This window comes from uncultured Cetobacterium sp., assembly GCF_947038635.1.
Taxonomy (GTDB): domain Bacteria; phylum Fusobacteriota; class Fusobacteriia; order Fusobacteriales; family Fusobacteriaceae; genus Cetobacterium_A.
The window spans coordinates 19502-35665 of sequence record NZ_CAMQXC010000012.1 but is presented as its reverse complement, the minus strand read 5'-3'; the positions used below and the strand labels follow the sequence as shown (position 1 = coordinate 35665).

The window sequence follows — 16164 nt, the reverse complement described above, 5'->3', positions numbered from 1 at the left end:
AAATATATCTTATTGCTATGAGTGAAAGTTTACGAGATAAATCTCAGTATTTAGAATATCCAAATGAAAAGTATATTTTAGAAAAAATACATAGTGGAATAGGTGGAGAGTTATTGAAAATAAGTTTGGAAGTACCACTAGCAATTGAAGAAAATATAAAATTAAAAGAGTATTCTAAAGGAATATTTGAAATAGGTATGGCTTTACAAGCTTTAGATGATTTTTTTGATATGGAAGAGGATGAGGAAAGTGGAAAAATAAATCTTTTAAAGTCAGTAATATTATATACTGAGAAAGATGAAAAAGTTGTAAGAGAAGAATATTTAAAAAAAGTATCAGAAAATGCTTATAATGGGTTTAAAATTTTAGAAGATAATGAATTTCCAATTAATAAGAAAGAAGCTAAAAAAGTTTTAAAGAAACTGTTTGAATTAAGAGGGTTGAAAGAGTATGTCTCTATTTTAGATTAAGGAGGAAGGATGAGAAAATATTTTATAATTTTATTTTTAATCATAGTTAGTCAACTTTTTTCTAAAGATCCATATACTGGATATTGGGAGATGCCAGATGGAAAAGTAATAATTCAAATTGAGAAAGTAAATAAAGAGTATGTGGGATATGTAAGATGGTTAAAAGATTTAACTTATCCCAAAGGGGATCCTATGGAAGGAATTGAACAGGTAGATAGAAAAAATCCTAATTCAAATTTAAGAAATAGAAAGGTTATAAATTTACAAGTTGTTGGAGGATTAAAGCTAAATAAACAAGGAACTTCATTAGAAGATGGCTGGATATACGACTCTTGGAATGGAAAAAAATACTATGGTTCAGCTAAAGTAATTGATGATAATACGTTAAGTTTGAAAGGATCAATTGATCCATGGGGAGTTTTAGGATACTCTATGAAAGTTAAAAGGGTGCAACTACCAAAATAAAAGTAGGTGAAAAAATGGAAATAAAAAGATTGAGTATAAAAAATTGGCAAAATATTACCTATTTGAATATTGAGTTTGAAAAATTATTGATATTAATCGGAGAGTCGAATAGAGGTAAAACTAGCATTTTAAAAAGTTTATCCGCAATTTTGGGAAAATATGAGATTCAAAATAGTGATTTTAAAAATGAAAAAATGGATATAGAGATAAAAATAAAATATTTTGAAAAAAGTTCTGGATTTTCTACTTTTAAATTATTAAGAAAATTAGGAGAAGAGAATAGATATTTTATTTTAAATCACGGAAAAGAAAAAGAGTTAACATTAGATGAAGTTAAAATAAAACTTTTAAAAATAAATGGAGTAGTTATATCCTCTAGAGATACAGGAGTATACGATGCTCTATGCCAAATGAGACATATTTTTATTTTAGAAAATAATGAAAGTAAAATCGTAAAAGAACTTGAGAGCAAAATCCAATATTTAAAAGATAATTTTTTATCTCAAAGTTTACAAAGAAAAGTTCTATTTAGTTTCTTAAAAAATATTTTGGATGATATTGAAAAATATAAAGATAATTTAAATGGAAAATTAGATACTATTTTTTTTATGTTTGAAGAACCAGAATTACACCTAAGTCCTCAAAGAAGTAGAGAGATGTACTCTTTATTAATTAAATTATCAGAGATAGGAGTCCAGATAGTTATAGAAACTCACTCTAGTTATTTTGTGGGATTAAAGCAGTATAAATCAATTTGTTTGATAAAGAAGATACAAAACGAGATAAAAGTTTATCAATATGTGGGGAAACTTTTAAATGGAGATGAAATAAAAAATTTTAATATGAACTATTGGATAAATCCAGATAGGGGAGAGATGTTTTTCGCTAAAAAAGTAATATTAGTAGAGGGACAAACAGATAAAATCGCACTATCTTACTTAGCTAAAAAATTAGGGATTTATAATTATAATTACTCTATTGTGGAATGTGGAAGTAAAAGTATTATTCCTCAATTTATAAAAATTTTAAATGCATATAAGATACCATATATTGCAGTTTACGATAAGGATAATCATAAATGGAGAAATGAAACTGAAATAGAAAATTCTAATATGAAAAATAAAAAAATAAAAGGACTTATAAATAAATATATAGGTGATTATATAGAGTTTGAAAATGATATTGAGGAAGAAATCTATCAAGAGGAAAGAGAAAGAAAAAATTATAAAAATAAACCATATTATACTCTTCAAAAAATAAGTGAAGATGAATATGTAATTCCCTCAAAGTTAGAAGAGAAAATAAAAAAAATATATAAATAAAGATAGAGATAAAAAACTCTATCTTTTTTATTTTATAAAGTATTAATTAAAAGCTGTGTAAACATTAAAAATATTTACTAATATTATAAAAATAATAGAAATATTAAATATTTTTTCAATGTATTCATTTGATAGACGATGATTAAGTTTAGCTCCGATAAATCCACCAAGAACACCACCGATAACCATAAAAGGTAGCATTTGTAAATTATAAGTAGAAAATCCACTTCCAATAGAGATTAAAAACAGTTTTGAAAACTGAGATAATAAAATTATAAATACTGAACTAACAGCAGCGTTTCTAGTAGAAAAGGCAAAAAGCATAACTAAAATAGCTACATTAATTGGTCCACCTCCAATTCCAAGAAATGAAGCGATTGCACCGAGAAGAAGTCCAACTAAGAATATAATAAAAATATTTTTAATTTTATATTTTGGAAGATAGTTTTTAAATAAAACTAAACTTAAAAGTGCTATTAATATTAAAGCTTGAACTCCTTTTCCAAAACTTTCATTTTTAAAAAAAGTTAAAAAGATATCAAAAGCTTTTTTTCCAATCCCCCCCCCTAAAATAGAACCAATAGCTAAAATAGTTGTGTTAAAGTCAGCTTTAAATCCAGCCCTAAATTGCTTTACAGTAGCAACAAGTGCCATGGAAAAAACTGTAACAGAGGATAAAATGCCTACTGTACTCAAATTATAATCTCCTAAAGCATCAAGAACAGGCTTAATAATTACCCCACCACCAAGTCCAGCTAAAGATCCTAAAGTTGTAGCACAAATAGCAGTTATAAAATAAATAAAAAACATGAGACCTCCTAAGATGTTAGATTAAATATATTTAAAAAATAAAAATACCAAGTAAAGATGTCAGTAATAAAATAACTATAGGATTGATTTTAGAAATATATTTAGTTCCTAAAAAAACAATAAGAAAAATAAAAGTTGCCTTGATTCCTTGAGAGTAATCACTTACAAAAAAAGTTGGTTTAGCAATAATTATTCCAGCAAAAGATATAAGTGCTAAAGTAACTGGTTTTACTCCTCTAAAGAATAGATCTTTCTTCGGATTATCTTTTATTTTATAAAAAATACTAGCAACGATTAAAATAACTATAAAAGATGGTAGTGCTGAACTAAAGGTAGCCACGAAAGCTCCAGGAATTCCAGCCACTTGATGTCCAACAAAAGTAGCTGTATTAATGGCAATAGGACCAGGTGTAACTTGAGATATTGCAATAATATCTAAAAATTGTTGTTCTGTTAACCAATTTTGTCTAAAAACCACATCTTGCATAAGAGGAAGCATTGCTAATCCACCACCAAAAGAGAAAAGTCCTATTTTAAAAAATTCATAAAAAAGTATAAAGTATATCATCTGTCCCCCTTAATAGTAAAAAATAAAATACAACCAATTCCAAAAAATAGAATTAGAAATATAGGTGATACATTAAAAAGAACTAAACTTAATAAAGAGATAAAAAATATAGAATAGCTTAATTTATCAACTAGAGTATTTTTAGAAAGCTTAATAACAGAAGATAAAATAAGTGCTGCAATTCCTGCTCTTAGACCAATAAATAATTTTTGCATTGTAGGATTTAGAAAACTTTTAGCAAAAAATGCAGAAATTATAATTATAACTAAAAGAGAAGGACCAACAACTCCTAAAGTAGCAGCAATAGAACCTAAAACACCCATACGTTTTTTTCCAATAAAAGTAGCAGCATTAATAGCAATAGGACCTGGTGTCATTTGTGAAATAGAGATTATTTCAAGAAGTTCATCTTTATCAATCCATTTTTTTCCATAAATCATTTCTCGCTCTATAAGCGGAATCATAGCATATCCACCTCCAAAGGTAAACATTCCAATCTTAAAAAAAGTAAGAAAAAGTTCTAACATAAAAGCCCCCTTAATTGAAATAAAAGCAGAGGAAGACCTCTGCTTTTTATATTTGTTAATTATACATTGTACATATCTTTAATTTTAGCTTGTAACTCTTCATCAGCGATATAATCGTCATATTCCATTAACTTATCAACAATTCCACTTGGAGTTATTTCAATTATTCTATTAGCTACAGTTTGGATAAACTCATGGTCATGAGCTCCAAATAATATAGTTCCTTTAAAATTAGTTAAAGCTTTGTTAAGAGATGTGATTGACTCAAGGTCTAAGTGGTCAGTAGGGTTATCAAAGATTAAAACATTTGCATTAGTAAGCATCATTCTTGATAACATACATCTAACTTTTTCTCCTCCAGAAAGAACTTTAGCCTTTTTAGTAGCCTCTTCTCCAGAGAATAACATTCTTCCTAAGAATCCTCTAACAAAAGCATCATGTTGATCAGGAGAATATTGTCTTAACCAATCAATTAAATCTAAATCACAGTTCTCAAAGAATGCAGAGTTATCTTTTGGCATATATGCTTGAGTAGTTGTAACTCCCCATGTATAAGTTCCGCTATCTGCTTCCATTTCACCAGATAATATAGAGAATAGAGTTGTTTTAACAATATCGTTTTGAGAAATAAATACAACTTTATCATTTGTATTTATTGTAAATGATACGTTATCTAAAATCTTAACTCCATCGATAACTTTTGTAAGATTTTCAACTTTAAGAAGATTGTTTCCAGCATCTCTTTCAGGTTTGAATTCAACAAATGGGTACTTTCTATTAGATATTTGCATATCTTCAAGTTGTAATTTCTCAAGTTGTTTCTTTCTAGAAGTTGCTTGTTTTGATTTAGATGCGTTAGCACTGAATCTAGCAATGAACTCTTGAAGCTCTTGTCTTTTTTGATCTAATTTTTTATTTTTATTATTTATTAATGTTTGCATTAATTGGTTAGACTCGTACCAGAAATCGTAGTTTCCAACATACATCTTAACTTTTCCATAGTCGATATCAGCTATGTGAGTACAAACTTTATTTAAGAAGTGTCTATCGTGAGATACAACAATAACAGTAGTGTCTTCTAAATTCATTAAGAACTCCTCAAGCCAAGCTATAGCTTGAATATCAAGTCCGTTTGTAGGCTCGTCAAGTAATAGAACATCAGGATTTCCAAATAAAGCTTGAGCTAGTAAAACTTTAACTTTATCAGGCTCGCTTAATTCTCTCATTAATTTATAATGTAAGTCAGCTGTTATTCCAAGACCTGTTAAAAGCATCTCAGCTTCAGTTTCAGCTTCCCATCCATTTAATTCAGCGAACTCTCCTTCAAGTTCAGCAGCTCTCATACCATCTTCATCAGAGAATTCACTTTTAGCATAAATTTCATTTCTCTCTTCGATTATTTTCCAAAGCTTTGTATGTCCCATTAAAACAACGTTTATAACTGACTCATCTTCGTGAGCAAAGTGATCCTGTTTAAGAACAGCCATTCTTTTATTTTTATCAAAGATTACTTCTCCCTCAGTAGGATCTAAATCCCCTGAAAGTATTTTTACAAATGTTGATTTTCCAGCACCGTTAGCTCCAATAAGTCCATAACAGTTTCCAGGAGTAAATTTAACGTTTACATCCTCGAAAAGCTTTCTACCAGAAAATCTCATACTTAGATTACTAGTTGCTATCATTTAAAAACTTCCTCCTAAATATTTATAATATAAATTTAAATTTTGAACACATATCTTAAATATTATATCATGAATTTTAAGAATAGGAAATATAATATATTTTCTTTTTTTTTAAATTATGTTAGAATATTCTATAAAATTTGTATAAGAAAGAGAGGAAAAAGAGTGAATTTATTTACTCCTTTGGATATAAAAAATAAGAAGTTAAAAAATAGAGTTGTTTTGCCACCACTAGTTAGATTTTCTATGGTAGGAAAAGATGGGTATGTAACTGAGGGTCTTTTAGAGTGGTATAAAGATGTAGCAGAAGGTGGAACAGGATTAATTATTGTTGAAGCTAGTTGTGTAGCAGAAGATGGGAAATTAAGGGATAATCAGATAGGAATATGGGATGATTCTTTTATTGATGGATTGTCAAAAGTAGCAGATATTGGTAAAAAATATGATGTTCCAATGTTAATTCAAATTCATCATGCAGGATTTAAAGATGATGTGGCAAGAGTTTCAGAAGAAGTTTTAGATAAAATTTTAGATCAATTTGTAGAAGCCTTTAAAAGAGCTAAAAAATCTGGATTTGATGGAATAGAAATACATGGAGCTCATACATATTTGATATCTCAATTAAACTCAAGGTTGTGGAATGTTAGAGATGATAAATATGGTGGATCTTTTGAAAAAAGAATGTATTTTACAAAAACTTTAGTTGAAAGAACAAAAGAATTATTTGATGATAATTTTATATTAGGTTATAGAATGGGTGGAAATGAACCTGAACTAGAAGATGGAATAGCGATAGCGAAATATTTAGAAACTATAGGAGTTGATTTAATACACGTATCTTCAGGAGTTCCAAATCCAGAAAAGAAACAAGAAGTAAAAATAGATATTCCTGAAAATTTTCCCTTTGATTGGGTAGTTTATTTAGGAGTTGAAATAAAAAAGCATGTAAATATTCCAGTAATAGGAGTAAGAAATATTAAGAGTGAAGAGCAGGCAAGTGCATTAATAGAAAGTGGAATGCTAGATCTTGTAGCAATAGGTAGAGGAATGATAGCAAGACCTAACTGGGTTGAGTTTGCTAAAAAAGAATATTATAAAAGAACAGGAAAAATGGTGAAATAATGATTGTAAAAAGTTTAGATATATTTTGTGAAATCATCGATAATTTTGGAGATATTGGAGTTGTATATAGACTTGCAAAAGAGTTAAAAACTTTTTATAATGGTAATGTTAAAATAAGAGTTATTTTAAATAGAGTAAATGAATTTGTAAATATGAATAAAAAAGCAAAAGATACAGACTATCAAGAGATAGATGGAATTATTTATATAACAAATGAATATTTAGCTAAAAATATATGTACATTTTCTCCTGCAAATGTTATAATAGAGGCCTTTGGATGTAACATTTTAGAGGAGTATTTAGAAAAAGCTAAGTTAGAATCATCACTATTAATAAATTTGGAGTATTTGTCTGGAGAAGACTGGATAGAAGGAATACATCTAATGGAATCACCTCTTGGAGCTGGGAAATTAAAGAAATTTTTCTTTATGCCAGGATTTACAGAAAAAAGTGGTGGAGTAATAGTAGATAGTTTATTTCTAAATAGAAAAAAGAGTGTTTTAGAAAATAAAAAGTTTTATTTAGAAAAATATATACCTGAAATAGATGAAAAATATTTTATAGGTACTATATTCAGTTATGAAAAAAACTTTTTACCATTAATAGATGTCTTATTAAAAAATGGTAAGGAAAATTGCTTGTTAATACTTGGTGAAAAATCTCAAATGAGTATAAATAAGATAATAGAAAATTTAAATATCACTTGTTTAAGTGAAGGAATTTATAAATATGAAAATATTATAATTAAATTTATGCCATTTTTAGAACAAGAGGAATATGAAGAACTAATAAATTTAGTAGATTATAATTTTGTTAGAGGAGAGGATTCTTTTGTAAGGGCTTTACTAACAGGAAAGCCGTTTGTATGGCACATATATTTACAAGATGAAATGGCTCACATGGATAAGATTGATGGTTTTATAAAAAGATATGATGAAACTTTAAAAAGTTTAGGATTAAATAAAGAGTTAGATATTCACACAAAGCTATTAAGAGATTATAATTTAAGAGATAGTAACTCTTTAGAATTGGGAAGTGAAAAGTTTGATGATTTTTTTAAAGAGTTTGAAAATATTTCAAAACTTTCTCAAAGCTATTCAGAGTACATTGAATTAAAATGTAATCTTATAGATAAATTAAATGAATTTATTTTAAAATATTAGGAGGTTCAATTATGAAAACTGCTCAAGAATTAAGAGCTGGAAGTACAGTAAAGATTGGAAACGATCCTTACGTAATTTTAAAAGCAGAGTATAACAAATCAGGAAGAAACGCTGCTGTAATGAAGTACAAAATGAAAAACTTATTAAACGGAAATATATCTGATGCTATATATAAAGCTGATGATAAAATGGATGATATCAGACTTGATAAAGTTAAAGCTGTTTACTCATATAACGATGGAGATTTCTATGTATTCTCAAATCCTGAGACTTGGGATCAAATCGAGTTAAAAGATGAGGATTTAGGAGACGCTTTAAACTATTTAGAAGAAGGAATGGAATTAGAGGTAGTTTACTACGAATCAACTCCAGTTGCTGTTGAGTTACCAACTTTCGTTGAAAGACAAGTAACTTATACTGAGCCTGGATTAAGAGGAGATACTTCTGGAAAAGTAATGAAACCAGCTAAAATAAATACTGGATTTGAAATTCAAGTACCTTTATTCGTTGAGCAAGATGAGTGGATCAAGATTGATACAAGATCTAACGAATATGTAGAGAGAATTAAAAAGTAATAAAAATTAGGTTGAAGATTATATCTTCAACCTTTTTTGTTTAATAGAAAATGTTCAAAAAATAAAAATGCCACAAGGGATAACAGGAGTAATCTTATACCCGTATTAAATACCTTAGTGCTGCTTCCTTCCAGACCTGACACGGTTCGATAATAATACGCCATAAGGCTCCTGTCACCACACTTGTGACATATGTAATTATATCATTAAATAAATAAAAATACAAGTAAAAAAATTAGAAAATATTTTTAAAGAAATTTTTAATTTTATTCTTTTTTTCTTTAAGATTATTTTCGTATTTATTTTTTAATTGATTTTCTAAAAAAACACTAAAAAGTTCTCGGTTATTTATTAAAGTTCTCTTAACTTCACTTGGAATTGAAGTTTTAATTGTAACAATATCTATATTATTAGAAAAATAATTAGTAATAGATAAAGTATGATAGTTATTCTCAGTTAATTTTATAAGTTCTTCAAGAATATTTTTTTTAATATCATCTAAATTAGGCGAGCTTAAAAGAAAATCTTTATTCAACTTAATGTTATCAATAATAGTTGTCCCATCAATTTTAAGAGTTTCTCCAGAAATAGATATTAATTGTTCACTAGATAAAGTACCATTTGAAATATAGTTATTTATTTTATAAAAGGAATGAACATTAAAATTAGAAAGACTAACATAGATATTTCCAACTAAAGTATTTGTATTAATATCTCCATAAATTTTACCATTTCCATTTTCGTGTGATAAGAATATATTTAAAGGTAAAGAGACATTTTTAGACAAATCAGTATTAAAATTTTTAAAAGAACCGTTAAAATCTATTTTTGATATTTTTCCAGAAAAAGATATATTTTCAATAAAAATATTATTATTATTTTCTAAATTATTGTTATCTTTTATTTTTAATAAAAGATCCTTTGTTTTTTTAGAAAAATGATTAATTTGTTCCTTAAATTGTATATTAACCTCTTTTTGTATAATTACATCAATATAATCTGTATTTTGAATTAAAAAATTTATTAAATTATTAGACAGAGTTTTAGAAAAATTATCCTTATTAAAACTAGAGCTAAAAAATTTAGATAAATTTTTATCAAATTGTATTTTATTGTCAATCTCTTTAAGAAACTCAGTAGTTTTTTCATTTGAATTACCTATATTAGTAGTGGGTATAGATTCAGAATTATTATTAAAACTAATTCCAGTAAGATTTAAGTCATTGATAGTAAAATTATTTTTAGATTTAAAAAATGCTTTGAAATCCATTTTGCATTTAACATTTTCAATTGAAAGATTATATTCAAGTAAAGATAATTTTTTTAATTCAAAAGAGTTATTAAAAAAATTAAAATTGGCATTTTTAATAGTTACTTCTTGTTTAAAAGAAGTTGAAAGCTGTTTTGTGATAATATTTTTAAAATATATATTTTTTCCCAAAAAAAGAATAGTTAAAAATATTAAAATACTAGACGTAAGAACTAGCATTTTGTTTTTCATAAAATCCTCCTAAAATATTAAAGGCAAGAAATAAATTTCCTGCCTTTAAATAATGTGTTTTGATTATAGTGCTAATCCACCACTAACTTCAATTGTTTGTCCAGTAATGTATGAAGACTCATCACTTGCTAAAAATAATACAGTGTTAGCAATATCTTCAGGCATTCCTAATTTTCCTAAAGCTGTTCTCTCAAGCATTCCTTTGATAACATCTTCTGGTAAAACATCAGTCATTGGAGTAGAAATAAATCCAGGAGCAACACAGTTAGCTCTAACTTGAGCTCCTTTTCTAGCTAATTCTTTAGCCCAAGTTTTAGTCATTGCAATAACTCCACCTTTAGTAGCAGCGTAGTTAGCTTGACCAATGTTTCCATATAAACCTACAACAGATGATATAGTAACGATTGATCCTTTTTTGTTTTTAGTCATTAAAGGAGCAACAGCTTGAGTCATATTGAAAACTCCTTTTAAGTTAACATTAATTACAGCATCCCAAGCATCTTCACTCATTCTAACAAATGGTGCATCTTTTGTAATACCTGCATTGTTAACAAGAATATCGATTCTACCAAATTCATCTTTTATTTTTTTTACTAACTCTTTAATAGCATCTCTATCAGTTACATTTAAAATTTCGTGTCTAACATTAGTTTGTTCGAAAGTAGCTTCACCCATATCACATGATATAACTAATTCAGCACCTTCAGAAGCTAATTTCTCAACTATAGTTCTTCCAATTCCTCTAGCACTTCCAGTAACTAAAGCAATTTTTCCTTCTATTCTATTCATATAGATCCTCCTATAAAATACATGTGTCATTTAATAGTATAATCATTTTAAAAAAATGTCAATAATTTCCTTAAAAAATTAGTGAGATGTTCCCATTTTGAATAGAGTTTCATTTAATTTATCAGCTTGTTTTTCCGGAAGTAAAAGAACTAAAACGTCACCAGCAAGAATTTTACTACTTCCTTTGGGTATGTATTCTGTTTCTCCTCTTCTAATAGCAACAACAAGAGTATTTTTAGGCCAAGCAACATCTCTTATTAATTTTTCATCGAATTCAGATTCTGCAGAAACAGGAATGCAAATTAGAGTTTTTTCATGATGTTCATGACGGTCTTCTTCTAAATCGTCCTCAATTTTTTTCTTAGGCATTCTTTCATATAAAATTTCATAAATAGGTTCTAATTTTAGAATATCTGTAATATAGTATGCTACTATAGAAACTGTTGCAATTGCTAAAAGATGATCAAAACTACCAGTCATTTCTAAAATTAAAATAACTCCAGTTATAGGAGCTCTAACAACAGCAACAAAAAATCCAGCCATTCCTAAAATCATATAGTGAATAACAAAATCACTATGAAGATTAAAAGTTGTTATAAGTGTTAACGCATAAATTTTTCCAAGAATAGCACCCAAAACAAGCATTGGCAAGAATATACCACCTTGAAATCCAGTTGCATATGATATTGTTGTAAATAATAGCTTAACAACAAAAACTAATAAAAGAAATAGTATTGTTTGATTAAGGTGAGGTAACTCTTCAACTAAGTGATGTCCACCACCTGTTATATCGGGCATAATAAAACATATAATAAATGATAATGTCATAACAGATGATATTTTTATAGCTCTAGGAAGCTTAATATCTTTAAAAATATCTTGTGTTTTAATTAGTGAAACTGTAAAAAGTTTTCCAAAAAATGCAATAACAATTCCAAAAACTATAAAAAATAAAAATTGAAAATATGGATTAACATCTGTAGGATACTTAATATTTAAATTAAAAGATGGGTCCATACCAAAAATTCTTCTAGCTACAAAATTAGAGCAAATACTAGCTAAGAATGTGCAGATAATAAGTTTTGAAGAAAAGAAACGATGAAGTTCTTCCATACTAAATACAACTCCAGCTAATGGTGCACCAAAAGCACCGGCTAAACCAGCACTTGAACCAGCTGTTACAAGATATTTTTCATCAGTATAATTTCTTTTAAAAATTTTAGTAAATCCATACCCAATATATGATCCCAATTGTACTGAAGGACCCTCTCTACCTAAAGATAAACCAGCTCCAATACCAAGTAAACCACCAAAGAACTTAACTAAAAGTTCTTTTATCCAAAAGATATAATCTAGTTTTCTTAAAATTAAAGCTTTAACTTGTGGAATACCGCTTCCACCTGTTGTAGGAAATTTTCTAGATAAATAATCTACAAAAAGACCTATAACGATAAAAATTCCCCATATTAAAAGAAGTTTAGAGGGATTTGTAAGAAGTTCCCTACTAATATAGTGTTCTCTAAGATTACCAGCAACTCCTAAACCATATCTATAAATAGATACGATAACTCCAGTAATAACACCTACAAGAAGAGAGAGTCCATACAGACCTCTATTTCCTTTTTGGAGAAGTTCAACATGATTTTTGATTTCTCTTTTTCTGCTCATAAAAAACTCCTTGATGACATATTGTACTACTTGGGAATATTAACACAAAACCTATGAAAAGTAAAGTAGAATCAAACAAAAGTGAAGGGGGTTGCGTTAAATGAAAGGATAGGGTAGAATATAATGTAATAGAAAGTTATACTAATGAGGTGATTAATTTGAAATTCAATAAAATGCAAGGAGCTGGTAATGATTTTTTACTTTTTAATGGAGTGAAAAACAAATATGAAAATTATTCAAAGATGGCCCAAAAACTTTGTGATAGACGTTATGGAGTTGGAGGAGATGGTATAATGATTGCGGAGGAAAGTCAAAAAGCTGATATAAAAATGGTTTACTATAATTCAGACGGTTCAAAAGGTGAGATGTGTGGAAATGGGATTAGATGTTTCTCTAAATTTATTTACGAAGAGGAAATTGTAAAAAAGAGCGAAATAACAATAGAGACAGGAGATGGAATAAAAATAGCTTATTTAACTATAGATGATAAAAATAAAGTGGAGTCAATAATGATATCTATGGGTAAAGCAAGATTAAATTCTAAAGAGATTCCAGTATTGATAGAAAAAAATAAAGTTATAAATGAAAAAATAAATATTGATGGTGAAGATATAGTTTTTTCAGCTGTATTAATTGGAGTTCCACATGCAGTAATAATAAAAGAAGATTTGGAAAGTATTGATGTGAATACTCTAGGAGCAAAAATTGAAAAAGATAAATTATTTCCTAAAAATATAAATGTAAATTTTATTCAAATTCTAGATAAAGATAGAATAAAAATAAAAACATGGGAAAGAGGAGCAGGAAGAACACTAGCTTGTGGAACAGGATCGTGTTCTGGAGTTTATATTTCTAATTTATTGGGATTAGTAGATAATGAGGTAGTTGTAGAAACAGAGGGTGGGGTATTAAAAATTAAATTAAAAGGGGATGAAGTATTTATGATAGGAACAGCAGAAACCACATTTAAAGGAGAGATAGTATGGGAATAGCAGAAAAGTTAATGTTTATTCTTTTTTTAATTTTGATAAGTGCATTTTTCTCTATGGCAGAGATATCTTTGGCAGGAGCAAGAAAAATTAAGCTACAGTTATTAGTGGATGAAGGTAATGAAAATGCAAAAAAAGTTATTGATCTTCAAAGTAATCCAGGAAACTTTTTTACAACTGTACAAATAGGATTAAATATAGTAGCTATATTAGCTGGTATAATTGGAGATGGAATATTATCACCAATAATAAATAAATACATAGGAAATCCAACGATAGCATTTTTAATATCATTTATATTTGTAACAGGTTGTTTTATTGAATTTGCAGATTTAATACCAAAAAGATTAGCAATGGTTTATCCAGAGAAAATAGCGCTTACTTTAGTAAATCCAATGACTTTGACAATAAAAATTTTAACACCAATTGTATTTATATTTAGTGGTGTGGCTAATTTAGTTTTTAAGGTATTTAATACACCAAATTCAAGGGATGAATTAATAACTCATGATGATATTTTTGCCTTAGTAGATGCAGGAGCAGAAGCAGGGGTAGTTCATACAAAAGAACATCACTTAATTGAAAATGTATTTGAACTTGAACAAAGATGGGTATCATCAGCAATGACAACAAGAGATGAAATAGTATATTTTACATTAGAAGAAACAGAGGAAAGTATAAAACAAAAAATAGCAGAGTATCCACATTCTAAATTTTTAGTTTGTGAAAGCGATATAGATTCTATATATGGGTATGTTGGTTCAAAAGATATTTTACCTAGAATTTTAAAAGGAGAATCTAGTGGACTTCAAAATATAAAAGAGATAACAAATAGAAATATTTTAATCATTCCTAATACACTTACTCTTTCAGAGATGTTGGACAGATTTAATGAAGCTAGAGAGGACTTTGCTGTAATATTAAATGAGTATGCTCATGTTGTAGGAGTCATAACTTTAAATGATGTTGTTTCAACTTTAATGGGTGATGTAGTTTATCCGATGCAAGAGGAATATATAATAAAAAGAGGAGATGGCTCTTGGTTAATAGATGGAGTCACAGCCACTGAAGATGTAAAAAAAGTTTTAGAAATAGAAGCGTTTCCAGAAGAAGATAGTTATGAAACAATAGCTGGATTTATGATGTATATGTTAAAAAGCATACCTAAAAAAGGTGCACACATAGAGTTTGATGGTTATAGTTTTGAAGTGGTAGATGTAGATAATTTTAAAATAGACCAACTTTTAGTTATAAAAGAGGAAAAAAAATCAAAAGATGACTTAGAAAATAATGAGAATGAATAAAAAAGGTAGCCTACAAAGCTACCTTTTTTCTATTATCTTGTGATATTTTGTTCTTTGGCAATTCTTTTAACCTCTTCGGCAACAACAGTTGCTACTCTTGGATCAAAAGCATTAGGGATAACATATTCAGGTGTTATTTCATCATCTTGAATTAATTTAGCAATTCCAACAGCTGCAGCAATTTTCATCTCTTCAGTTATTTTTTTAGCTTTAGCATCAAGAGCTCCTCTAAATATTCCAGGGAAAGCTAAAACATTATTAACTTGATTAGGATAGTCAGATCTACCAGTACCTACAATTTTTGCTCCACCTGCAATAGCATCTTCAGGCATAATTTCAGGATTAGGATTAGCCATAGCAAAAACAATAGCATCTTTATTCATAGTTTTAACCATATCAACTGATAAAATATTAGCAGCAGAAACTCCAATGAAAACATCTCTTCCAATAACCGCTTCCTTAAGACCACCTTTAATATTCTCAGGATTTGTAATATCAGCTATTTCTGATTTTAAGAAGTTGTAGTTAGCTTTATCATCTCTATTAATAATACCATCAATATCATTAACAACAATGTCTTTTGCCCCCATTTTAATAAGAAGTTTGATAATTGAACTACCAGCAGCACCTGCTCCACTAACAATAAATTTAGCAGATTCAAAAGATTTATTAACTAATTTAAATGAGTTGATAAGAGCAGCTACAACAACAATAGCTGTTCCATGCTGATCATCATGGAAAACAGGGATATCAAGTTCATTTTTTAATCTTGTTTCAATTTCTACACATCTAGGAGCAGAAATATCCTCTAAATTTATACCACCAAATCCAGGTGCAATTAATTTAACAGCTTTAATAATCTCTTCAGTATCTTGTGTATCTAAGCAGATAGGAAAAGCATCAACATCTGCAAATTGCTTAAAAAGAATAGCTTTTCCTTCCATAACAGGGAGAGCAGCTTCAGGACCAATGTTTCCTAAACCTAGTACAGCAGAACCGTCAGTAACAACAGCAACCATATTTCCTTTAGATGTATATTTATATACATTTTCAACATTTTCTTTTATTGCTAAACAAGGAGCAGCAACTCCAGGAGAATAAGCTAAACTTAACTCCTCTTTGTTTGTAACAGCAACTTTTGACACAACTTCAATTTTTCCTGAATGAGTCTCATGTAGCTTTAAAGATTTTTCAAAAACTGTAGACATA

Annotated in this window: 16 protein-coding genes and 1 other RNA gene; 8 read left to right on the top strand and 9 right to left on the bottom strand. The window is 28.1% G+C overall.

The window, feature by feature from the left end; all coding sequences use genetic code 11:
- The 3 genes from Q0V08_RS02605 to Q0V08_RS02595 form a co-directional block, all read left to right on the top strand.
- Nucleotides 1-470, top strand: a 470-nt coding sequence (locus Q0V08_RS02605) for a hypothetical protein (protein WP_297431837.1), incomplete at its 5' end; no start/stop codon positions are given.
- 9 nt (nt 471-479) lie between these two features.
- A complete protein-coding gene (locus Q0V08_RS02600) occupies nt 480-935 on the top strand; it encodes a DUF2147 domain-containing protein (RefSeq protein ID WP_297431836.1) in 456 nt (151 codons plus the stop codon).
- A gap of 14 nt (nt 936-949) precedes the next feature.
- Nucleotides 950-2257 (top strand): TOPRIM nucleotidyl transferase/hydrolase domain-containing protein, encoded by a 1308-nt coding sequence (locus tag Q0V08_RS02595; RefSeq protein ID WP_297431834.1) that lies wholly within the window; start codon nt 950-952, stop codon nt 2255-2257.
- 42 nt (nt 2258-2299) lie between these two features.
- On the opposite strand, the gene Q0V08_RS02590 is transcribed toward Q0V08_RS02595, so the two are convergent.
- From Q0V08_RS02590 to Q0V08_RS02575, 4 genes are read right to left on the bottom strand one after another with little or no spacing between them, the layout of a single operon-like run.
- Nucleotides 2300-3067 (bottom strand): sulfite exporter TauE/SafE family protein, encoded by a 768-nt coding sequence (locus tag Q0V08_RS02590; protein ID WP_297431832.1) that lies wholly within the window; start codon nt 3065-3067, stop codon nt 2300-2302.
- Nucleotides 3068-3098: 31 nt separating this feature from the next.
- The gene (locus Q0V08_RS02585) at nt 3099-3635 is read right to left on the bottom strand and encodes a chromate transporter (RefSeq protein WP_297431830.1); all 537 of its coding nucleotides are present in this window, start codon (nt 3633-3635) and stop codon (nt 3099-3101) included.
- Entirely contained in the window at nt 3632-4162 is a 531-nt protein-coding gene (locus Q0V08_RS02580) for a chromate transporter (protein ID WP_297431828.1), read from the bottom strand. The genes Q0V08_RS02585 and Q0V08_RS02580 overlap by 4 nt, the downstream gene beginning before the upstream one ends.
- 59 nt (nt 4163-4221) lie before the next feature.
- Nucleotides 4222-5844, bottom strand: coding sequence for an ATP-binding cassette domain-containing protein (locus Q0V08_RS02575; RefSeq protein WP_023051154.1), 1623 nt, complete (start codon nt 5842-5844; stop codon nt 4222-4224).
- A 165-nt stretch (nt 5845-6009) separates the two neighbouring features.
- Here Q0V08_RS02575 and Q0V08_RS02570 point away from each other — a divergent pair, with 165 nt between their 5' ends.
- The 3 genes from Q0V08_RS02570 to efp are packed head-to-tail and all read left to right on the top strand — an operon-like array spanning nt 6010 to nt 8704.
- Nucleotides 6010-6966 (top strand): NADH:flavin oxidoreductase, encoded by a 957-nt coding sequence (locus Q0V08_RS02570; protein WP_297431825.1) that lies wholly within the window; start codon nt 6010-6012, stop codon nt 6964-6966.
- On the top strand, nt 6966-8129 hold the full coding sequence (gene earP / locus Q0V08_RS02565) for an elongation factor P maturation arginine rhamnosyltransferase EarP (RefSeq protein ID WP_297431824.1): 1164 nt from the start codon (nt 6966-6968) through the stop codon (nt 8127-8129). The genes Q0V08_RS02570 and earP overlap by 1 nt, the downstream gene beginning before the upstream one ends.
- Before the next feature lie 11 nt (nt 8130-8140).
- Nucleotides 8141-8704, top strand: coding sequence for an elongation factor P (efp, locus tag Q0V08_RS02560; RefSeq protein ID WP_023051151.1), 564 nt, complete (start codon nt 8141-8143; stop codon nt 8702-8704).
- A gap of 77 nt (nt 8705-8781) precedes the next feature.
- Here the strand turns inward: efp and ffs are convergent.
- From ffs to Q0V08_RS02540, 4 genes are all read right to left on the bottom strand, one after another.
- Nucleotides 8782-8881, bottom strand: an RNA gene (gene ffs / locus Q0V08_RS02555) — signal recognition particle sRNA small type.
- 58 nt (nt 8882-8939) lie between these two features.
- On the bottom strand, nt 8940-10205 hold the full coding sequence (locus Q0V08_RS02550) for a hypothetical protein (RefSeq protein ID WP_297431821.1): 1266 nt from the start codon (nt 10203-10205) through the stop codon (nt 8940-8942).
- Nucleotides 10206-10268: 63 nt separating this feature from the next.
- A complete protein-coding gene (gene fabG, locus Q0V08_RS02545) occupies nt 10269-10994 on the bottom strand; it encodes a 3-oxoacyl-[acyl-carrier-protein] reductase (protein ID WP_297431819.1) in 726 nt (241 codons plus the stop codon).
- Between the two features lie 78 nt (nt 10995-11072).
- Nucleotides 11073-12662: a ClC family H(+)/Cl(-) exchange transporter gene (locus Q0V08_RS02540; RefSeq protein ID WP_297431817.1), complete on the bottom strand. Its 1590-nt coding sequence runs from the start codon at nt 12660-12662 to the stop codon at nt 11073-11075.
- A gap of 158 nt (nt 12663-12820) precedes the next feature.
- Between Q0V08_RS02540 and dapF the strand changes: the two genes are divergently transcribed.
- A complete protein-coding gene (dapF, locus tag Q0V08_RS02535) occupies nt 12821-13654 on the top strand; it encodes a diaminopimelate epimerase (RefSeq protein WP_297431815.1) in 834 nt (277 codons plus the stop codon).
- Entirely contained in the window at nt 13645-14955 is a 1311-nt protein-coding gene (locus Q0V08_RS02530) for a hemolysin family protein (RefSeq protein WP_297431812.1), read from the top strand. The genes dapF and Q0V08_RS02530 overlap by 10 nt, the downstream gene beginning before the upstream one ends.
- 32 nt (nt 14956-14987) lie before the next feature.
- Here the strand turns inward: Q0V08_RS02530 and Q0V08_RS02525 are convergent, their stop codons facing one another.
- Entirely contained in the window at nt 14988-16163 is a 1176-nt protein-coding gene (locus Q0V08_RS02525; protein WP_297431810.1) for a malic enzyme-like NAD(P)-binding protein, read from the bottom strand.
- Nucleotide 16164: the final 1 nt, after the last annotated feature.